This window comes from Acidimicrobiales bacterium (assembly GCA_036273495.1).
Classification (GTDB): Bacteria; Actinomycetota; Acidimicrobiia; order Acidimicrobiales; family JAJPHE01; genus DASSEU01.
Genome location: DASUHN010000019.1, coordinates 1 through 19,618, shown reverse-complemented (window position 1 = coordinate 19,618; position 19,618 = coordinate 1). Strand labels below are relative to the sequence as shown.

At 73.1% G+C, this 19,618-nt stretch carries 19 protein-coding genes, 1 tRNA gene and 1 other RNA gene; 10 read left to right on the top strand and 11 right to left on the bottom strand.

Going from position 1 to position 19,618, the window contains the following annotated elements:
- Nucleotides 1-46 precede the first annotated feature (46 nt).
- Together VFW24_00855 and VFW24_00850 are read left to right on the top strand one after the other, a co-directional pair.
- On the top strand, nucleotides 47-1,387 hold the full coding sequence (locus tag VFW24_00855) for an MFS transporter (protein HEX5265297.1): 1,341 nt from the start codon (nucleotides 47-49) through the stop codon (nucleotides 1,385-1,387).
- Entirely contained in the window at nucleotides 1,384-2,559 is a 1,176-nt protein-coding gene (locus VFW24_00850; protein ID HEX5265296.1) for a MarP family serine protease, read from the top strand. Before VFW24_00855 ends, VFW24_00850 begins: the two co-directional genes overlap by 4 nt.
- On the opposite strand, the gene VFW24_00845 is transcribed toward VFW24_00850, so the two are convergent.
- Nucleotides 2,509-3,999, bottom strand: a complete 1,491-nt coding sequence (locus VFW24_00845) for a bifunctional diguanylate cyclase/phosphodiesterase (GenBank protein HEX5265295.1) — start codon at nucleotides 3,997-3,999, stop codon at nucleotides 2,509-2,511. The two genes, VFW24_00850 and VFW24_00845, sit on opposite strands and share 51 nt — an antisense overlap.
- Before the next feature lie 57 nt (nucleotides 4,000-4,056).
- On the opposite strand from VFW24_00845, the gene VFW24_00840 reads away from it, so the two are divergent.
- The 6 genes from VFW24_00840 to VFW24_00815 all read left to right on the top strand — a co-directional run bounded on the left by VFW24_00840 (nucleotide 4,057) and on the right by VFW24_00815 (nucleotide 8,944).
- Nucleotides 4,057-5,916: a glycoside hydrolase family 15 protein gene (locus tag VFW24_00840; protein ID HEX5265294.1), complete on the top strand. Its 1,860-nt coding sequence runs from the start codon at nucleotides 4,057-4,059 to the stop codon at nucleotides 5,914-5,916.
- Complete coding sequence (locus VFW24_00835; GenBank protein HEX5265293.1) at nucleotides 5,913-6,962, top strand: glucose 1-dehydrogenase; 1,050 nt, start codon at nucleotides 5,913-5,915, stop codon at nucleotides 6,960-6,962. The genes VFW24_00840 and VFW24_00835 overlap by 4 nt, the downstream gene beginning before the upstream one ends.
- Nucleotides 6,959-7,717 carry an MBL fold metallo-hydrolase gene (locus VFW24_00830; protein HEX5265292.1) on the top strand — a complete coding sequence of 253 codons (759 nt, stop codon included), beginning with the start codon at nucleotides 6,959-6,961 and terminating at the stop codon, nucleotides 7,715-7,717. Before VFW24_00835 ends, VFW24_00830 begins: the two co-directional genes overlap by 4 nt.
- Nucleotides 7,711-8,187: a hypothetical protein gene (locus tag VFW24_00825; GenBank protein ID HEX5265291.1), complete on the top strand. Its 477-nt coding sequence runs from the start codon at nucleotides 7,711-7,713 to the stop codon at nucleotides 8,185-8,187. Before VFW24_00830 ends, VFW24_00825 begins: the two co-directional genes overlap by 7 nt.
- A 5-nt stretch (nucleotides 8,188-8,192) precedes the next feature.
- Nucleotides 8,193-8,552 (top strand): plastocyanin/azurin family copper-binding protein, encoded by a 360-nt coding sequence (locus tag VFW24_00820; protein HEX5265290.1) that lies wholly within the window; start codon nucleotides 8,193-8,195, stop codon nucleotides 8,550-8,552.
- 173 nt (nucleotides 8,553-8,725) lie between these two features.
- Nucleotides 8,726-8,944, top strand: a complete 219-nt coding sequence (locus tag VFW24_00815; GenBank protein ID HEX5265289.1) for a hypothetical protein — start codon at nucleotides 8,726-8,728, stop codon at nucleotides 8,942-8,944.
- On the opposite strand, the gene recR is transcribed toward VFW24_00815, so the two are convergent.
- The 3 genes from recR to ffs form a co-directional block, all read right to left on the bottom strand.
- Nucleotides 8,941-9,540, bottom strand: coding sequence for a recombination mediator RecR (gene recR / locus VFW24_00810; protein HEX5265288.1), 600 nt, complete (start codon nucleotides 9,538-9,540; stop codon nucleotides 8,941-8,943). The two genes, VFW24_00815 and recR, sit on opposite strands and share 4 nt — an antisense overlap.
- Before the next feature lie 4 nt (nucleotides 9,541-9,544).
- Complete coding sequence (gene dnaX, locus VFW24_00805; protein HEX5265287.1) at nucleotides 9,545-11,281, bottom strand: DNA polymerase III subunit gamma/tau; 1,737 nt, start codon at nucleotides 11,279-11,281, stop codon at nucleotides 9,545-9,547.
- 74 nt (nucleotides 11,282-11,355) lie between these two features.
- Nucleotides 11,356-11,455, bottom strand: an RNA gene (ffs, locus tag VFW24_00800) — signal recognition particle sRNA small type.
- A gap of 50 nt (nucleotides 11,456-11,505) precedes the next feature.
- Here ffs and VFW24_00795 point away from each other — a divergent pair.
- Nucleotides 11,506-11,590, top strand: a tRNA-Ser gene (locus VFW24_00795).
- A gap of 613 nt (nucleotides 11,591-12,203) precedes the next feature.
- Here the strand turns inward: VFW24_00795 and VFW24_00790 are convergent.
- A complete protein-coding gene (locus VFW24_00790) occupies nucleotides 12,204-12,830 on the bottom strand; it encodes a nucleotidyltransferase domain-containing protein (protein HEX5265286.1) in 627 nt (208 codons plus the stop codon).
- A 186-nt stretch (nucleotides 12,831-13,016) separates the two neighbouring features.
- On the bottom strand, nucleotides 13,017-13,814 hold the full coding sequence (locus VFW24_00785; protein HEX5265285.1) for an alpha/beta fold hydrolase: 798 nt from the start codon (nucleotides 13,812-13,814) through the stop codon (nucleotides 13,017-13,019).
- 267 nt (nucleotides 13,815-14,081) lie between these two features.
- Here VFW24_00785 and VFW24_00780 point away from each other — a divergent pair, with 267 nt between their 5' ends.
- Nucleotides 14,082-15,062 carry an acyl-CoA desaturase gene (locus VFW24_00780; protein HEX5265284.1) on the top strand — a complete coding sequence of 327 codons (981 nt, stop codon included), beginning with the start codon at nucleotides 14,082-14,084 and terminating at the stop codon, nucleotides 15,060-15,062.
- 33 nt (nucleotides 15,063-15,095) lie between these two features.
- On the opposite strand, the gene VFW24_00775 is transcribed toward VFW24_00780, so the two are convergent.
- The 5 genes from VFW24_00775 to VFW24_00755 form a co-directional block, all read right to left on the bottom strand.
- On the bottom strand, nucleotides 15,096-15,737 hold the full coding sequence (locus tag VFW24_00775) for a nitroreductase family protein (protein ID HEX5265283.1): 642 nt from the start codon (nucleotides 15,735-15,737) through the stop codon (nucleotides 15,096-15,098).
- A gap of 81 nt (nucleotides 15,738-15,818) precedes the next feature.
- On the bottom strand, nucleotides 15,819-16,799 hold the full coding sequence (locus VFW24_00770; protein ID HEX5265282.1) for a hypothetical protein: 981 nt from the start codon (nucleotides 16,797-16,799) through the stop codon (nucleotides 15,819-15,821).
- 96 nt (nucleotides 16,800-16,895) lie between these two features.
- Nucleotides 16,896-17,840 (bottom strand): NAD(P)-dependent oxidoreductase, encoded by a 945-nt coding sequence (locus VFW24_00765; GenBank protein ID HEX5265281.1) that lies wholly within the window; start codon nucleotides 17,838-17,840, stop codon nucleotides 16,896-16,898.
- Nucleotides 17,833-18,654: a thiamine pyrophosphate-dependent enzyme gene (locus VFW24_00760; GenBank protein HEX5265280.1), complete on the bottom strand. Its 822-nt coding sequence runs from the start codon at nucleotides 18,652-18,654 to the stop codon at nucleotides 17,833-17,835. Before VFW24_00760 ends, VFW24_00765 begins: the two co-directional genes overlap by 8 nt.
- A partial coding sequence (locus VFW24_00755; protein HEX5265279.1) for a hypothetical protein occupies nucleotides 18,651-19,618 on the bottom strand: 968 nt, incomplete at its 5' end. The genes VFW24_00755 and VFW24_00760, both read right to left, overlap by 4 nt.

Sequence of the window (19,618 nt, the reverse complement as noted above, 5' to 3'; positions counted from 1 at the left end):
GCCCCAACCCCACCAACGGCTGTTCCCGCGGCCGTACCATGGCCGGGTGCGCACGCGGTCGCTGCCGGCACCGCCGGGTGAGCAGCCGGCCGCCCCCTCCCCGGCCCCGGTAACCACGCGCGCCTGGCTGGCCCACGTCCTGGGCCGGGCCTTCCCCGAGCTCAAGCCCCCCCTCGACGCCTTCGGGCGCCTGGCCGTCACCCACATGCTCATGGTCACGGGTGACGCCTTCATGACCGTGGCCCTGGCCGGGTCTCTGTTCTTCTCGATCAGCCCCTCGGCCGCCGCCAGCAAGGTGGCGCTGTACCTGGGGCTCTCGGTGGCGCCCTTCGCCGTGGTGGCCCCCGCCCTCGGCCCGCTGCTCGACCGCAGCCGGGGCGCCCGCCGGGCCATGGTGATGATCGCGGGAGCGGCCCGCGTCGTGCTGTGCCTGCTGATGGCACGCGACCTGCACAGCCTGCTGCTGTTCCCCGAGGCCTTCCTGGTGCTGGTGGCCTCGAAGCTGTACCTGGTGGGGAAGGCGGCGCTGGTGCCGGCGACCGTCGGCAGCGGCCCCGAGCTGCTGCGGGCCAACTCGCGCCTGGCGCTGATCGCCGGCCTGGGCGGTCTGGTCGGCGGCGTGCCGGCGGCCATCATCCTCAAGATCCCGTTCCTCGGCGCCCCGTGGGTGCTGCGGGCCGACGCCGTCGTGCTGGCGCTGGCCACGGTGTCGGCGGCCCGGCTGCGCAAGCCGGCTCAGCCGGCCGACACCGCCACCCCGGAGGATGCGCCGGAGGCCGACACCAAGCCGGCGGCGGCGTGGCGCCGCACCCGGCTGCGGGCTATGCCGCCCACCGTGCTGGTGGCGTCGACGGCCATGGCCGTGCTGCGGGGGGCGGTGGGGCTCATCACCTTCCTCCTGGCGTTCGAGCTGCGCCGCCAGCACGCCGCCACGTGGTGGTTCGGCGTGGTGCTGGTGGCGAGCGTCGGCGGGTCGCTGCTCGCCACCCTCGTCACCCCGGTGCTGCGCCGGGTGCTGCGGGAGGAGAACATCATCCTCGGCGCCCTGGTCCTGGTGGCCGCCGGCGGGGCGGCCGCCTTGGTTATGGGCGGCCGGGGGGCGGCGTGCCTGCTGGCTTCGGCCATCGGCCTGGCGGCGGGGGCGGCCAAGGTGGCGTTCGACTCGATGGTGCAACGGGACGTGGACGAGACGGCGCGGGGGAGGGCCTTCGCCCGGTTCGAGACCCGCTTCCAGCTGGCCTGGGTGCTCGGGGCCCTCATCCCGGTGGGCATCTCCCTGTCCAACGGCCCCGGTGAGATCCTGGTCGCGGTGGCGGCGGCCGCCGCCGCCGTGGTGTACACGGCCGGGCGGCGGGCGGCGTCGCGGGTGGCGGGGGACCACGCCTGAACCTCGTCGACCTCATCCTGGTGGTCTTCGTCGTCCTGTCACTGGTGCGGGGCGTGCGACTGGGCGCGGCCATGCAGGTGCTCTCCTTCGGAGGGTTCTGGGTGGGGCTGCTGCTCGGGGCCGTGCTGGCCCCCAAGGTGGCGGGGCTGTTCTCCAGCAACTTCAGCCAGGCGGTGGCGGCCATCATCGTGCTGTTCGGCGTCGCCGCCCTCGTCGGCGGCATCGGCCGTCAGCTGGGCGTGCGGGCGTGGGAGCTGATCCGGCGCGTCCACCTCGGGCCGGCCGACTCCGCCGTCGGTGCCGTGGTGGCCGCGGTCGCCACCCTGCTGGCGGCGTGGATCGTGGCGGGGATGCTGGTCCACACCTCGCTGCAGCGCGTGTCGCGCGCCATCAACGGCTCCGCCATCATCAGGCGCATCGACAGCGTGCTGCCGCCCGCTCCCGGTGTCTTCTCCCGCATCGAGCAGCTGTTGAACACCCACGGGTTCCCGCAGGTGTTCGCCGGCCTGACGCCCCAGGGGGCGCTCCCGCCGGTCAAGGCGGCCGGGCCCCCCGTGGTGTCGGCCGCCATCGCCCACGCCGGGGCGTCGACGGTGAAGATCGTGAGCCACGGCTGCGGGGAGATCCTCGAGGGCTCGGGCTTCGTGGTGGCGCCCAACACCATCGTCACCAACGCCCACGTGATAGCCGGGACCACGTCGATCGAGGTCCAGGACACGGGCCGGGTGCAGTCGGCCACACCGATCTGGTTCGACCCCAACTTCGACCTGGCGGTCCTGCACACGTCGGGACCGCTGGCCGGCCACCCGCTGACCATCGCCAGCTCCAACGTGCCGCGCGGGACGGCGGCGGTGGTGCTCGGCTTCCCCGAGGGCGGGGACTTCAACCCGCAGGCCGCCGGCGTGGACCAGCAGTTCGAGGCCCAGGGCCGCAACATCTACGGCACCGGCCTCACCCTCCGCTCGGTCTACGAGATCGCCGCCCTAGTGCGTCCGGGCAACTCCGGCGGTCCGCTGGTGCTGGCCGACGGCACGGTCATCGGCGTGGTGTTCTCCACGTCGGCCACGCAGAACAACATCGGTTACGCCCTGGCGTCCCCGCCGGTCCTCAAAGAGGTGCAGTCAGCGGAGCGCGCCGACACGCCCACCGGCACCGGCAACTGCGCCGAGTAGCAGCGAGCGCACCTCTCCCGGGCTGAGCGGCCGGGAGAAGTGGTAGCCCTGGCCCAGGCGGCACCCCTGCTCCATGAGCACGTCGCGCTGGTCCTCCGACTCGACGCCCTCGGCCACCACCTCGAGGCCCATCTCGGCCCCGAGGCGGATGACGGCGGCCACGATGGCGCGGTCGGCCCGGTTGGTGGTGAGGCCGTCGACGAAGGAACGGTCGACCTTGATGCAGTCGAGCGGGAAGCGGCGCAGCGCCGACAGCGAGGCGTAGCCGGTGCCGAAGTCGTCGAGGACCAGCGTCACCCCGTGGGCCTTGAGGGCGCGTAACGCCGCCAGACCCGACGTCGGGTTCTCGACCACGGCGGTCTCGGTGATCTCGAGGCGGATGTGGGACGGGCTGACCCCGCTCTCGGCCAGCGCCTCCTCGAGGGCCTGGGCCAGCTCGGGCCGGGACAGCTGGTAGGCCGAGACGTTGACGGCGGTCCATATCGGCTGCGCGGCGTCCGCCCCCAGGGCGTCCCACTTGGCCTGGTGGCGGCACGCCTCGCGCACCGCCCAGGCGCCGACCTGGGAGACCAGCCCGGTCTCCTCGGCCAGGGCCATGAAGGCGTCCGGGCGCAGCGCCCCCCGCTCGGGATGGTCCCAACGGATCAGCGCCTCCACCCCGGCCACCCGGCCGGTGTCGAGCTCCACAACCGGCTGGAACGCCAGGCGCAGCTCGTCGGCCTCGAGGGCGGTGCGCAGGGCGGCCTCGTTGGCCAGCCGCTCGCGGGCCCGGTCCCGCAGGCGGCGGTCGTAGGCCTCGGTCCGGCCCCGCCCGCCCTGCTTGGCCACGAACATGGCGGCGTCCGCGTCGGAGAGCAGGGAGTCGGCCTCGGCCGAGTCGGGCCGGGGCCACGCCACCCCCAGGCTGGCCGAGACGTAGACGGCCTGGCCGGAGACGGTGAAGGGCCGCTCCAGCGCCTCCCGGATGCGGTCGGCGATGCCGAGGGCCTCGATCTCCCCGATCAGGTCGTGGCACACCACCACGAACTCGTCCCCGCCGAAGCGGGCCACCAGGTCGGTCGGGCGCACCGTCGCCTCGATGCGCCTGGAGGCCTCCACCAGCAGCTCGTCCCCGGCCCGGTGGCCGAGGCTGTCGTTGACCTTCTTGAAGTGGTCGAGGTCGAAGAAGATCACCGCCACGACCTCGTCGAGACGGCGGTGCCGGTCCAGGGCCTCGTCCAGCCGCTGGCGGAGGAGGGTGCGGTTGGGCAGCCCGGTCAGGTCGTCGTGGGTGGCGGCGTAGGCGAGGCGGTCCGCCATCCCCTCGGCGTCCGGCGCCCCCTCCCCGTCCCCCCGCTCATCGTCCGGGACCTGGGCGCCGGTCCGGGGGCGGCGCCGCTCGGGGGACCGCTGGTCCGTGGCCCGCTGCTCCGATGTCTGCTGCGTTGACGGGCTAGTCATATGTGACTATCGACCCGGCGTTCCCCCGCCTTTAGAGATGTACGCAAGGATGTCCCGGTGAGCGCCCGCATCGAGGACTACGCCCTGATCGGGGACACCCACACCGCCGCCCTGGTGTCCCGTGAGGGGTCGATCGACTGGCTGTGTGTGCCCCGGTTCGACTCGGCGGCGTGCTTCTCCGCCCTGCTCGGGGACCGCACCCACGGCCGGTGGCAGATCTCGCCCACCGAGCCCATCCGCCGGTCGCGGCGCTCCTACCGGCCCGGGACCCTCGTGCTCGAGACCGAGCTCGAGACCGCCAGCGGCGTCGTCCGCATCGTCGACTGCATGCCGCCCCGCGAGCGGTACCCCGAGGTGGTGCGGCAGGTCCAGGGGGTGAGCGGGCGGGTCCCGATGAAGATGGACCTCACCATCCGCTTCGACTACGGGCGCACCATCCCCTGGGTCCACCGGGCCGACGGCCAGCTGCGGGCCATAGCCGGGCCCGACGCCCTCAGCCTGTGGACCCACGTCGAGACCCGGGGAGAGGACATGTCCACGGTGGCGGAGTTCACCGTCTCCGAGGGCCAGGACGTCCCGTTCGAGCTGGCGTGGTACCCGTCGCACACCCGGGCCCCGCGCCCCCTGGCCGCCCGCTTCGTGATCGAGGACACCGAGCGCTACTGGCGGGGCTGGTCGGACAGCTGCACCTACCAGGGGGAGTGGCGCGACGCCGTCATCCGCTCCCTCATCACCCTGAAGGCGCTGACCTACGCCCCGACCGGGGGCATCGTGGCCGCCGCCACCACCTCGCTGCCCGAGCTGATCGGGGGGGAGCGCAACTGGGACTACCGGTACTGCTGGCTGCGCGACGCCACCCTCACCCTCCTGGCCCTGATGGGCGCCGGCTACCACGAGGAGGCGGCGGAGTGGCGCGACTGGCTGCTCCGGGCGGTGGCCGGGGAGGCGGCCAAGATCCAGATCATGTACGGGCCGGCGGGGGAGCGCCGCCTCGACGAGTGGGAGGCGGACTGGCTCCCGGGCTACGAGGGCTCCCGGCCGGTAAGGATCGGCAACGCCGCCGCCGGCCAGTTCCAGCTCGACGTGTACGGGGAGGTCATGGACGCCCTGCACCAGGCCCGGTGCGACCTCTCCTCCGACGAGATGGGGACGGGGGACGACGAGGCGTGGTCGCTCCAGCTCGAGCTGATGAACTTCCTCGAGTCGGGATGGAAGGAGCCGGACGACGGGATCTGGGAGGTGCGCGGGCCCCGGCGCCACTTCACCCATTCCAAGGTCATGGCCTGGGTGGCGGTCGATCGGGCCGTGCACACCGTCGAGCATCTCCAGCTCGAGGGACCGGTGCACAAGTGGCGGGCCCTGCGCGACCAGATCAAGAAGGAGGTGTGCGAGCACGCCTGGAACGAGGACGTCGGCGCCTTCACCCAGTACTACGGAAGCTCGGAGCTCGACGCCAGCGTGTTGATGATCCCGATCGTCGGGTTCCTCCCGCCCGACGACCCGCGCGTGCGCTCGACCGTCGAGGCCGTCGAGCGCGAGCTGCTCCACGACGGGCTGGTCCTGCGCTACCGGCCGCGCGACGACTCGGCCGTGGACGGCCTCTCGGGTGGGGAGGGCGCCTTCCTGGCGTGCTCGTTCTGGCTGGTCGACAACCTGGCCCTCCTCGGGCGCCAGGACGATGCCCGCGAGCTGTTCGAGCACCTGCTGTCGCTCGGCAACGACGTCGGGCTCCTGGCCGAGGAGTACGACCCGGTCACCAAGCGGATGGTCGGGAACTTCCCCCAGGCCTTCTCCCACGTCGGCGTGGTCAACTCGGCGCGCACCCTCTCCACGCGTGGGGAGTCGGTCCTCGACCGCCACCCCGGTGACGCGCGCAAGCCGAGGTTGCTCACCAAGCTGAGAGGAGTGCGGCGATGAAGGCCCTCACCGTCGAGCCCGGGAAGGCCGGCAGCGCCCGGCTCGACGACGTCGACGAGCCGCCGGCGTCCGACGGCGCGGTGCTCGTCGAGACCCTGGCCATCGGCGTGTGCGGCACCGACGCCGAGATCGTCAGCGGCGCCTACGGGTGGGCCCCGCCCGGCCGGGACCGGCTGATCCTGGGCCACGAGTCGCTGGGCCGGGTGCTGGAGGCGCCGGCGGGCGCCGGCGTCACCGAGGGGGACCTGGTGGTCGGGATCGTCCGGCGCCCCGACCCGGTGCCCTGCCCGGCGTGCGCGGTGGACCAGTGGGACTTCTGCCGCAACGGCCAGTACACCGAGCGGGGGATCAAGTCCCTCGACGGCTACTGCTCGGAGCGCTACCGCATCGAGCCGAAGTACGTGGTGAAGGTCGACTCCTCCCTCGCCGGCCTGGGTGTGCTGCTCGAGCCGGCCAGCGTGGTGGCCAAGGCCTGGGACCAGGTCGACGCCATCGGCTCCCGTCAGGGCGGGTGGAGCCCGCGCCGGGCGCTGGTCACCGGGGCCGGGCCCATCGGCCTGCTGGCCGCCCTCATCGGCGTGGAGCGGGGCCTCGACGTGCACGTGCTCGACCAGGTGGCCACCGGTCTCAAGCCCGACCTGGTGGCGGCGCTCGGCGCCACCTACCACCACGGGGACGTGCGGGACGCCGGGGAGGCCTGGGACCTGATCATCGAGTGCACCGGCGTGGGCCAGCTGGTCTTCGACGTGATGCAGGACGCCGCCCCGGGGGGAGTCGTGTGCCTGACCGGGGTGTCGTCGGGCGGCCGGGAGCTCGGCATCGACGCCGGCGCCCTCAACCGGGCCATGGTGCTCGAGAACGAGGCGGTGGTCGGCTCGGTCAACGCCAACCGCCGCCACTACGAGCTGGGCGCCGCCGCCCTGGCCGCCGCCGACCGGGCGTGGCTGGAGCGCCTGATCAGCCGGCGGGTGCCGCTGGCCTCGTGGGCCGATGCCCTGCAGCGCCAGCCCGACGACGTGAAGGTCGTCATCGAGGTCAACCAGTGACCGCCGCGGCCGCCACGACGGTCATCGGCGACGGCGTCACCCAGATCGACACCCTGCTCGGCGGCTGGGAGCGGGTCACGGCGGGCTACCTGGTCGACGGCCCCCGCCCCGTCCTGGTCGAGACCGGCAGCCAGAGCTCGGTGCCGGTGCTCCTCGAGGCCCTGGGCTCCCTGGGGGTGGGCCCGGCCGACCTGGGGGCGGTCGTCGTCACCCACATCCACCTCGACCATGCCGGCGGGGTGGGCAACGTGGCCGCCGCCTTTCCCCGGGCCACGGTGTACGTGCACCCGAAGGGCGCCCGCCACCTCGTCGACCCCTCCCGGCTGGTCGACTCCGCCGCCCGGGTGTACGGCCCCCTCCTCGACGACCTCTACGGGCGCCTCGACCCCACCCCGGCCGACCGCCTCGAGGTGCTGGAGGACGGCCAGGAGCTGGAAGTGGGCGGAGGCCGGGTGCTGACCACGGTGGACTCCCCCGGCCACGCCAAGCACCACCTCGGCCTGCACGACTCGACGAGCGGGATCCTCTTCGTGGGCGACGCCGTCGGGGTCCGCCTGCCCGACGCCGGCATCCTCAGGCCCTCGACCCCGCCCCCCGACTTCGACCTGGACCAGGCGGTGACGTCGCTGCACAAGTTCGCCGCCCGCCGTCCCGCCGGGCTGGCCCTGGCCCACTACGGGCTGGTGCCGGACCACGCCGCCGTGCTGGCCGAGGCCGAGGAGGTGCTGCGGAGGTGGGCGGGGGCCGGGTGCTGACGACGGTGGACTCCCCCGGCCACGCCAAGCACCACCTCGGCCTGCACGACTCGACCAGCGGGATCCTGTTCGTGGGCGACGCCGTCGGAGTGCGCCTCCCCGACGCCGGCATCCTCCGGCCGTCGACCCCGCCGCCCGACTTCGACCTCGACCAGGCGGTGACGTCCCTCCACAAGTTCGCCGCCCGGCGCCCGGCCGGGCTGGCCCTGGCCCACTACGGGCTGGTTCCCGACCACACCGCCGTGCTGGCCGAGGCCGAGGAGGTGTTGCGGCGCTGGGCCGGGGTGGCCGAGGCCGCCTGGCGGGAGGGCAGGGACATCGCCGCCGCCCTGGAGGACGCCTTCGCCGCCGACTCGGCGGCGGTCCCCCCCGAGCACCGCCACAAGCTCGACACGCTCAACGGGGTGCACTCCAACGCCGCCGGCTTCCGGCGCTGGTTGGAGACGCGGGAGCGCCCGCTGGAAGGATGACCGCCATGCGCCGCAAGATCGCCCCGGTCCTCCTCCTGGCCGCCCTGCCCTCGTTCGTCGTCGCCTGCGGGCAGCGGGCCCAGACCATCGGATCCCAGACCGACCCCCTGCCCAAGAACTCGGTGGTGATCACCAACCTGTCGTTCATCCCCCGCCGCCTGGTGGTCACCGCGGGCCAGACGGTCACCTGGAAGTGGGACGACTCCCTCACGCCCCACAACGTCAGCTTCGACAACGACGGCCCCCACAGCCCGACCCAGGCCAGCGGCAGCTGGAGCATGACCTTCGACACCCCGGGCACCTACACGTACCGCTGCACGATCCACAACGACATGGTCGGTCAGGTGGTCGTCCGCTCCTCGTAGAGCGGTGTTCTGACGAGGTCGTCAGCTTTCCCGACAATCAGAATTTTCCCTTGAGGGCCCTAAACCCCGCCCCTATACTCCGGCTTCCGCACGCGGTTCCGATGAGGCGCAGGCGTGCCAGGGCTTCGGCGCAGGTTGATCCCTGGTGGCACGCGGCAGTGGGGAGGAAGCGCATGGCAGTGGAGACCAACATCAGCACGACCACCGATCCGGTCAGGATGACCAAGGGCACCCGGGTCCAGGTCCGCAACCGCTTCGACGGGGCGTGGGCCCGCGGCTTCGAGGTGTACCAGTCCCGCCGGAACGGATACCTGCTGCGCCGCCTGTCGGACCGGCACGTGCTGCCGACGACGTTCGCCGCCCCTGAGCTGCGCCAGGAGAGCGCGCCCTAGGCGTCCATCTCCCGCCGGCCCTCGAGGGCCCGTCCCAGGGTCAGCTCGTCGGCGTACTCGAGGTCCCCGCCCACCGGCAGCCCGCTGGCAATGCGCGTCACCCGCATCCCGAGAGGGCGGAGCAGACGGGCCAGGTACATGGCGGTGGCTTCGCCCTCGAGGTTGGGGTTGGTGCAGAGGATCACCTCGGACACCTCCTCGCCCTCGATGCGCGCCAGCAGCTCCTTCACCCGCAGCTGGTCGGGCCCGATGCCCTCGATGGGGCTGATGGCGCCCTGGAGCACGTGGTACAGGCCCCGGAACTCCCCGGTCTTCTCCACCGCCACGATGTCGCGGGGCTCCTCGACCACGCACACCACGGTGGCGTCCCGGCGGGGGTCGTTGCACAGCTCGCAGTAGGTGCCCTCGCACACGTTGAAGCACCGCTGGCAGAACGTGATCCGGTCCTTCACCTCGGAGATGGCGCGCGCCAGGCGGAGGGCGTCCTCCTTGGTCGCCTTCAGCAGGTAGAAGGCGATGCGCTGGGCCGACTTCGGCCCGATGCCGGGCAGGCGGCCCAGCTCGTCGATCAGGTCCTGGACCGGTCCGGCGTACACGCGGCTAGCGCTCGACCTCCTCGGCGCCGGGGAACGCCTCGAGCAGGCGGTCCTCGGGCCGGGCGGCCGGGGCCACCGGGGCGTCGGCCAGCTCGGACAGGTCGACGACCTCGTCCGCCGGCGCCTCGGCCGGGCCGGCGGGCGCGGCGGGCTCGGCCTCCACCACCAGCCGGATCGGGATCCGCACCCCGAAGTGGCGCTCCAGGGCGTCCTCCACGTCCCGCCGGCACTCCTCGCTCATGCGCCGGTGGGGCTCGTTGGGCACGGCGAAGACCGCCACCCCGTCGTCACGGATCTGGGCGAAGCGGCCCGTCCGGAACCGGGCCCGGGCCCGGGCCGGGAGCGAGGCGAGCAGCCCGTCCCCCCACGCCTTCACGATGTCGTCCCGCGACGGGGCCGGCCCGGCGGCTCCCCGGTCGGGGGCCGACCCCCCTCGGGGCCCGGCGGCAGGTGGCTGGTCGCCCGCGGTCGGGTCGGCCGTCGCCGGGGTGCCGGCCGCCGGTGCCGTTGCCGTCGCCGGTTGGGCTCCGGCCCGCACCGACCCCAGGGTGGCCCGCCCCGGCGGGCGCGCCCCGCCGCCCCCCGCCTCGAGGGCGTCGAGGCGCTTCTCGATGCGCTCCAGCCGGGCCAGCACGGCCTCGTAGCCCGGGCCTCCGGCGCCCCCGCCGCCGGACGCCGCCGCCGGGGCCCCGGCGTCGGCCTTCACCAGCCCGATCAGGGCCACCGCGAGGAGGATCCGGGGGTCGAGGGCCTCGTTCATGTCGACCAGGGCGCGCCCGATGGTCTCCATGGCCCGTACCAGGGCCGGCGTCCCCAGGCGGGCGGCCTGCTCGGCGGCGCGCTGGCGGGCGTGGTCGGGGAGCGGGACCAGGTCGGGGGCCATGGTGGCCAGGAAGGCGAAGCGCAGCTGGGCCAGCAGCTCCGAGCCCAGGCGCTGGGGGTCGAGGCCGGCGGCGTGGGCCGTGGCGACGGCCGTGAGCAGGCCGGGCACGTCCCCCTCGGCCATGGCCTCGATGACCTCGTCGAGGGTCTCGGCCTCGTCCTCGACGATCCCCGCCGCCGCCACCTGGTCGAGGAACGACAGGGCGTCGCGCGCCGAGCCGTGGCCCCGGCGCACGGCCAGGTCGATGGCCTCGCCCGGCAGGCCCAGGCCGGCATCGGCGCTGACGTCTTTGAGCAGGCCCGACAGCAGCTCCCCGGCCAGGAGCCGGAACTCGAAGTGCTGGGTCCGGCTCCTGACGGTGTCGAGGACCTTCTGGGGATCGGTCGTGGCCAGCACGAACACCACGTGCCCGGGCGGCTCCTCGAGCGTCTTGAGCAGGGAGTTCGAGGCCGCCGCGGTGAGCATGTGGACCTCGTCGACGATGTAGACCTTCCAGCGCCCGGGGGTGCCGAGGGCGGCCCGGGTCACCAGGTCCCGCATGGCGTCGACCCCGTTGTTGCTGGCGGCGTCGAGCTCGTGGACGTCGAGGGAGGTGCCGGCGGTCACCGCCAGGCAGGACTCACACTCCCCGCACGGCTCCCCGTCGACCGGGGCGGCGCAGTTGAGGGCCTTGGCCAGGATGCGGGCGGTGGAGGTCTTGCCGGTCCCCCGGGGCCCGCTGAACAGGTAGGCGTGGCTGACCGTGGCCTGGCGGACCGAGTTGCGCAGCGCCCGGGTGACGTGGTCCTGGCCCCGCACCTCGGAGAAGCGCTGGGGGCGGTAGCGCCGGTACAGGGACTGGTAGGGGAGCTCCGCCACCGGCGGCAGCCTACCGGCGCCCCCGCCCGATCAGGAGGCCCGGTCCGGACGCGTCAGGGCCCGGCGTCCGGCGCGGCGGCCAGGCTTGACTGCGGCACACGGCTCCTTCCGCTGAGAGCTGCTGCCTTCCGGCCCTGACTCGGTTCACGGGGCGCCGTTGCGCAGGACCCGGCCGTCGCGCCGGGCGACGGGCCCATGTCCACAGAATAGTCTTCGCCCTTCCAGGAGGGGTGCGAGAGCGGCCGAATCGGCACGATTGGAAATCGTGTGTGGGGCAACCCACCGTGGGTTCAAATCCCACCCTCTCCGCGCGAGGCCCTAGTGACGGGCCGGCGGCTGTTGAGACATCCGACGCTCTCGGCGGTCGCGCTCGGGTTTGACCGCCATGATGACCGCCAAGACGGGCACTCATTGAGCGAGGAGGATCTCGGTGTCGCTGATGGCGATACTCCGTCCCTTGCCCGACCAGTGACCACTGACGTGCACATCCGGAGCGGAGCCGATGTCGGTCACTTGGCTCCCTGAGTGAGACGGTCGGCGATGGCCACCAGCGCTCTGCTGCCTGTACGGCAGCCCGGCTCTGGGTGGCGGACAGGGGGTCAGGGTCGTACTCGGCGCTGGTCTTCAGGGGGATCAGCCGCCGCAGCTGCCTGGCCGCCTGCCGACCGTCACTGCCGGCTTTCTCGAGATGATCCGGCGCCTGGCCGTATTCGCCGCGCCAGACAGCGCCAGACAAAGCGGCTGCCACGGCATCGGCGGCAGCGATCCCGGCGTGTACAGCATTGCCCACCGCTGCGACGTTGTTTCCGACCTCAAACGACGTACCGGCGGCGTGGAGGTAACTCATGAGCCTTGGATGCGTAGGCCCGGGCATCATGTGGTGACGCGGCGCGGACGTCGCCAGACCTCCGCCGAGGGGCCATCACGACTTCCTAATCGATCGGGCAAGGTGCTCGAGGTCGGTGCCGATCAGAGTGCGGCCCTCGCGGGCAATCTCCTGCCAGACGGAGTCCTTCCGCCGCATCAGGCGGGGGAGCTCGTCGGCTGACGTCTCCAGCACGTTCACCGGGTTACCCGCGACTCGACGAGCAAAGGCGGTCCACTTGCCCAAGGTGTCCAGCCAGGTGTCGTCGTCCGCCGGTACCTGGGGATCCCTCACTACAAGGACGTCGATGTCACTGTCCTCATCGGCCTCCCGCCGGGCGAACGACCCGAACAGCACCATGCTGACCGGTGCCGGCTGGATATCCGCTGCTGCCTTTTCGAGCCGGTCGAGGACGCGGTCGGTCAAGATGCTGAGGGCAATTACGGCCTGTGAGGCCTCGTTGTCACGAGCCAGGCGCACCAGGGCTGCCGAGCCAGCCTCTCGCCTTTCGACCAAGCCGAGATGGACGAGCCGGTTGAGAACGGCCACGGCGCGGTTGGTGCTGACGTCGGCGAGCTTGGCAACCGTACGCATCGTCAGTTCCGTGTCTACCCGCGCCAAGACGGCCAGGACCCGACCTTGGACGCCGGGAATCACCCTCTCGACGGGACTGACGAAGTCCACGCACCTAGTCTACCTAAATCGCACACGTGTGCGATCTATTAGGACAATCTAGTGCCACTCACCGCCGGTCGGGTTCGGGAGAAGGCAGTCCTCGGCCCTCGCGTCAGCTGGGATGTGACTTCGGCCAGGGATATCTGTGGGGCCGGCCCGCCCCGGATCCCGCTCCGGCCCGCCGGCGCCCCGGACTCAGCAGTCCGTAGCCAGGCTGTCCCGACACTCGCCACCGTCTCCGCCGGCAACGCTCAGCAGGACCTCCACGAGCGACTCGAGCAGCCCGACCAGGTCCGGGGTGTAGGCCGCCTCGGCGTGGCCGAACTCCGGCAGCACCACCAGCCGTTTGGGGCCGGCCAGCCGCTCGTGCAGGAGCACGGCGTCCTCCACGGGCACGTACGGGTCCCGGGCCCCGTGGATCAGCCCCACCGGGATGGTGATGCGATCCGCCAGCTGCGACGGGGACAGGGGCGGCTCCGGCAGGGTGTCGACCACCCGGGTGCCCCGGACCGAGAGGATCCGTCGCCCGATCCGGTTCTGCACGGCCAGGCTCAGCACCCGGGCCCGCACCCGGGGGGAAACGCCCCAGGTCGCTGGGGTGCTGATGGCGACGACGACATCCACCCCCCCGAGCAGAGCAGCGTGGCGGAGGGCCACGAAGCCGCCCATCGAAGCGCCGATGACCACCACCCGGTCGTGCCCCTCGCGCCGGGCCAGGCGGACGAGGGCGTCGAGGTCGTGGATCTCGAGCTCCCCCAGGGTGCAGACCCCCCCGCTCCGGCCGTGACCGCGGAAGTCGAAGGTGTACACGGCGTGGCCCGCCTCGGCCAGGCCCCCGGCCACAGCGGCCAGGCGCCGGTCGGAGCTGGCCATGCTGAAGCCGTGGGCCAGGATCAGGGCCACCGGAGCGTCGGGGGGTCCAAGGACGCCGGTGGCTAGGGCCACCCCGTCCTCGGTCTCCACCTCCTCGGTACCGCTCCTGATGTCGGTCATCTGCCCGCCTGTGTCGGCACGCCGGGACGCCTCCTGACGCCTCGGGGTCGATTCGGCGTCTCCGGGGTAAGCAACCGGACCACCCCGAGTGGCATTCCGACGAATCCCGGCCTCCGGGAAGGACCCCGGAGGCGCGGCGACGAAGATCGGTCCGTCCACCTCTCCGTCCCCGGACCCCCAGCGAGCGGGTCCCTACATGTTCGGGCGCAGAACGCCGATCACCACCTGAACGACGGGACAGGATCCAGGTCACGCCGGAAAGGCACCATGAACCCAGAGAGTCCCTCCCCAGCCACCCCCGTCCCGGCCCCGTCGACGAGCCTGGGCCCCCGGATCATCACCGCCGCCCTGGTGGTCGGGCCGCTGGCGGCGGTCTCGGCCATCGTGCCCTCGCTGTGGGGACGGGCGGTCCATCTCCGCGACCTGGTCCTGGCTCTCGTGCTCTACGCGGTGACCGGCCACGGCGTCACGGTCGGCTTTCACCGGATGTTCACCCATGGCAGCTTCCGGCCGAACCGTCCGCTCAAGATCGCCCTGGCGGTGGCGGGGTCCATGGCCGTCGAGGGATCTCTGGTCGCGTGGGTGGCCAACCACCGGCGCCATCACATGTTCAGCGACCGCCAGGGTGATCCCCATTCCCCGCACCTGCACGGCTCGGGGCTCGGCGGTCAGCTCCGGGGCCTGGCCCACGCCCACGTCGGCTGGCTGTTCCGCGCCGACCCGACGCCGGCGGAGCGGTACGCCCCGGACCTGCTGCGGGACCGCGACGTGACGGTCATCAGCGCGCTGTTCCCGCTCCTGGCGGTGGTCTCGCTGGCCCTGCCCTTCTTCATCGGCTGGGGGCTGTCCGGGTCACCGGTCGGCGGCGTCACCACCCTGGTCTGGGCCGGTCTGGTGCGCATGGCCGTGCTGCACCACGTGACCTGGAGCGTGAACTCGATCTGCCACATGTTCGGTCGCAAGCCGTTCACGGCGAAGGACCAGAGCCGGAACTTCGCCCCCCTGGCCGTCCTGTCGATGGGCGAGTCGTGGCACAACCTCCATCACGCCTATCCCTCGTCGGCCCGCCACGGCGTGGGCCGGGGCCAGATCGACTCGTCGGCCGCTCTCATCCGTCTGTTCGAACACGCCGGGTGGGCATCGAAGGTGCGCTGGCCCGCCACCGCGCGGCTGTCGGCCTGCGCGGCCGGATCGGCTCCCGTTCCCGAGGAGACCGAGACGCGCCGCGAGGCCGCACTCGTGGCGTAGTCACCCCGGGAACACCCGGCGGGGCGTAAACCGTCACCACCGGTCCCAGTGGACTACCTCCGCGACGGGCCGGCGGGCGGCCGGGCGGAACTCGGTGCCCACGGTGTAGGCGATGGGGAAGAGGCCGCCCTGAGTGTACTCGTCGTAGGGGATCCCGAGGAGCTCGGCCACGTCCCGCTCGTGGCGCAGCGACACCGAGGTCCACGCCGCGCCGAGCCCGCGGGTTCGGAGAGCCAGGAACAAGCTCCACACCGCCGGGTACAGAGACCCCCACAGCGCGGCCTGGGTGGCGACGGGTGCGTCGTCCACCCGACCCCAGTGGCACGGAACGAGGAGGACGGGGACCTCGGCGAGGTGCTGGCGCAGGAAGTCGGCCGACGCCGCCACGGCCGCCCGGCTGCGGGCCCGGACGTCCTCCGGCGCGTACTCGCGCGTGGGTAGCGAGCGGTAGCTCGGATCCGGGCGCACGTACAGCTCGGCCAGGGCCCGCCTGGTCGCGGCGTCGGTGACGAACACCCACTGCCACTCCTGGCGGTTCGACGCCGTGGGAGCCTGCACGGCCAGGGCCAGGCACTCCTCGAGCACCTCCCGCTCGACCGGACGGGTCAGGTCGAGACGGCGCCGGACGGTGCGCGTCGTGGAGAGGAGCTCATCGGTGGTGAGGTGGACTTGCATTGTCTGCCTCCGGTCGGGGGACTGTCGGGCAGATGGTTTGCCACCGAGGGCGTGGGCCCGCCACTCGGCCCGCCCGGAGGCCTACCCCGCGGCCCGGTGCTCGGGGTGGGCGGCGTCGGCGCCGAGGAGCTGCAGCAGGTTCACCGTCTGGAGGGCGGCCCGGTTGGCGGCGTCGGCGGGATCGTCCGGATCGGCGGGCAGGACGACGCGCACCCGGTCACCGCGGTGGGCGGCGGCCACGTCGATCACGTCGGCGCCTCCGTCCGCCAACAGGCGCACGTTCAGCTCGGTGTGGCGCACGCCCGACGCCCGGACCGCGTCCCGCACCAGCTCCTCGAGGTCGATGGGCGCCGGCCAGCGGGCGGTGGCCGCGACCGGGACCGGTGGTGACCGGTCGATCAGGTCGATCACCTCGACCGCGGCCAGTGGGGTCTGGTCGATGAGGTCGATGACCGCGGCTCCGCCGGCGACATCGGCGTCGACCCGGGCCGGAGCACCTTCCGCGACCAACGGGCCGGCCGGCGCAACCGGGGCGAGCGGGTCCCCGTCCTGCTCGGGGACCAGCCCGTGCAGCGCCTCACCGAAGGCCTGGACCAGGTGGATGGCCACCGTCCGCTCGTGGTCGGTCAGGCCCCGGCCGGTCCGGCCCAGGAGATGGACCCCGGACGAGCTCCGGTCCCGGGTCGGCACGGCCAGCAGCTCGGTCCGGCCCAGGGTCAGCGTGCGGGGCACGCGCACCTGGCCGAGGACGGCCCCGACCGCCGCCATGCCGAGCTCCACCCACTCGGCGGCGCTGAGGACGGCGCCCGGACCGGAGCGGAGCCACAGGCGGGGCCGGCCCGCTTCCCGGCCGTGGACATAGGCGCACACGTCGACGCCGACGGCCCGCTGGAGGACGTCGAGCCCCGACTCGACCAGGGCGGACAGGCGCGGGGACTCTCCGTCGTCGAGCGCCGCCAGCCAGTCACCGGGATCCGGCGCGTGGGGCTGGTCTCCGGCGTTCGGCAGCAGCGCCTGCAGGCCCCGGCCCAGCCCCGTTCGGCGTGCCGGCGTTTCTGCCACAGAGAAAGTTTAGTTCGGTGGTGCCGAAATCCTCCATGCACCGCTCACGGCGCGACGCATCCCCGTCGACGGGCAGCGCCACCCCGAGGACGAACGTCAGTACCCGGCGGCGGTGTCCACGACCCCCTCGAGCGGCTGGCCGGCCCGGTAGCGCTGGTAGTTCTCGATGAACAGCTCGACGGTCCGCCGCGCCGTTTCCGGCGCGCTCCACGAGATGTGGGGGCTGAGCCGCACCCGCGGGTGGGAGTAGAAGGGATGGCCGGAGGGCAGAGGCTCGGGCTCGACCACGTCGAGGGAGGCCACGGCCACCTGGCCCCGGTCGAGGGCGGCCAGGAGGGCGTCCTGGTCGATCAGCGCCCCCCGGGCGACGTTCACCAGGTGCACCCCCTCCTTCAGCATGCCGAGGGTGCGGGCGTCGAGTAGGTGGCGGGTCCCGTCCGTCGAGGCGGCCGTGATCACGAGGTGGTCGGCCCGGCCCAGCACCTCCTCCAGCGGGGCCACCCGGACGCCGGGCAGGACCGGCTTGCTCGGGTCCCGCCGCGCCGCCAGCACCTCCATGTCGAACGCCAGCGCCCGCCGGGCCACCTCGGTGCCGATGGCCCCGATGCCGATCAGCCCGAGGGTGCGGCCGCGCATGCCGCCCAGGTCGGCCACGTTCCAGCGCTCGGGTGGGGTAGTGATCCAGCTGTCGGGAAGCTTCTTCTCGAACGCCAGCATCTCGGCCAGCACGAACTCGGCTATGGGCACCGAGCTGGCGCCACGGGAGCAGGTGAGCACCCGGTCGCCGACCAGCTCCAGGGGGAAGCCGTCCACGCCGGCGCCGAGCACGTGGATCCACCGTACGTCCCCCGACACGACCGGTCCCAGGTCGGGGCGGTCGTTGAGGAGGGTGAGGAGGATCTCGCCCGGCACGGGCGGGGGCCGGCCCGGCGTCACCTGCACGAACTCGGCGTCGGGAACCGCCGCGGCCAGAGCGGGGATCATCAGGTCCCCGAACCCGGCCAGGTGGGCCAGCACCGTCACCGGCGCCCCGTCAGCCATCGGCGCCCCCCTCCCCGGTTGTCCCTACGTCCTTGAGCACCCCGGTCGCGTGCACGGGGGCCAGGTGGTCCGACAGGTACGCCGGCGCCTCCTGGGTCTCGATGAACCATCCCGTCGGGCACATGGTGAGGATCTCCACGAACGAGAAGCCCATCCCGGCGGCTTGGACCTCGAGCGCCCGCCGGAGCATGCGCCGGGTCCGGGCCACGTTCCCGGCCGTGTTCACCGCGCCGCGTGCCACGTAGGCGACGCCGGCGACGCCGGCCAGCAGGTTGGAAAGGCGGATGGGGTGGCCGTGGGCGGCGGCGGTGCGGCCCTCGAGGGTGTTCTTGGTCCGCTGGCCGATCACGGTCGTGGCCGTCATATGGCCCCCGGTCTCCCCGAAGACCCCGTTGTTGAGCATCACGCACGTGATGCTCTCGCCGCGTGCCGCCGCGTGCACCACCTCCTGGAGGCCCTCGTTCACCATGTCCCCGTCCCCCTGCACGGTGAGCACGATGGTGTCGGGCCGGCACCGCTTCACGCCGGTCGCCAGGGACGGCGCCCGCCCGTGCAGGGCCTGGAGCACCTCGACGTCAAGGTTGTTGGAGAACGCCGTGTAGCACCCGATCCCGAACACGGCGATGGTCCGCTGCACCAGGCCCAGCTCCGCCACCATCTCGACGACCGAGCGCATCGCCACCGGCTCCCCGCACCCCGGGCACAGCTGGTGGGTGCCGACGTCGATCAGGTGCGGGGTGAAGTCGTCGACCAGCCGGGCCCCGGCCTCCGGAGGCGGCGGCCGGTCGGTGGGCACCACTCGTCGTTCGCTCACGCCGCTCCCTTCCGGGGGGCGGGTGCCGTCTCCAGCACCCGCTCGATCCGCTGCCTGATCACCGCCACGTCCAGGTCCGGGGCTATCCCGAACCCGGAGTGGTCGAGGGACAGGCCGCCGATGAACTCGACGGGTGCCCGCCCCAGCACGGCCAGGCGCACGTCGTCGACCATCTGGCCCTGGTTGTTCTCGTAGACCGCCACCGCCCGGGCCCCCGCCGCCGCCTCGGCCACCGCCTCGGTCGGGAAGGGCACCAGGGTGACCGGCCGCACGTAACCGACCGGAGCACCCTCGGCGCGCAGCTCCCGCACGGCGGCGCGCACGTAACACCCCGGGGTGCCGAATGCCACCACCACCACCTCGGCGTCGTCGACATGGGCCGTCTCCGCCCGGGGCGGGACGCCGGCCAGCATGGCGGCGGTGTGCTCGGCGCAGTCGCGGTAGTGCACCGACATGTCGTAGCCGACGCCGTGGCGCTGCTTCATGTCCCCGAGCGGGGAGATCAGCTTGGCCCGCCCCGATCCGCCCGACGCCCCGTCGAGGGCCCAGTCGGCGCCGGGACGGGAGCCGAGGTCGACCGGGCTCACGTCGACGGACTGGGCGGTGTGGGCCAGGTAGTAGTCCCCGAACACGAGCACCGGGTTGCGCCAGGTGGCCGACAGGTGGAAGGCGAGCTGCACCAGCTCCACCGCCTCGGGGATGTCCATGGGCGCCAGGACCAGGTGGCGGTAGTCCCCGTGCCCCCCGCCCCGGGTGGCCTGCCAGTAGTCCCCCTGGGCCCGGGCCATGTTCAGCACGACGAGCGGGAGCCGGGCCAGGCAGATCTCGGCCAGGGACTCCTGCATCAGCGACAGCCCCTGGCCCGTGGAGCCGGTGGCGGCGGGCGTGCCGGTGGCCGCCGCCCCCCACGCCATCCCCACCGCCTCGAGCTCGCTCTCGGCGTTCATGCACACGCCGCCCGCCG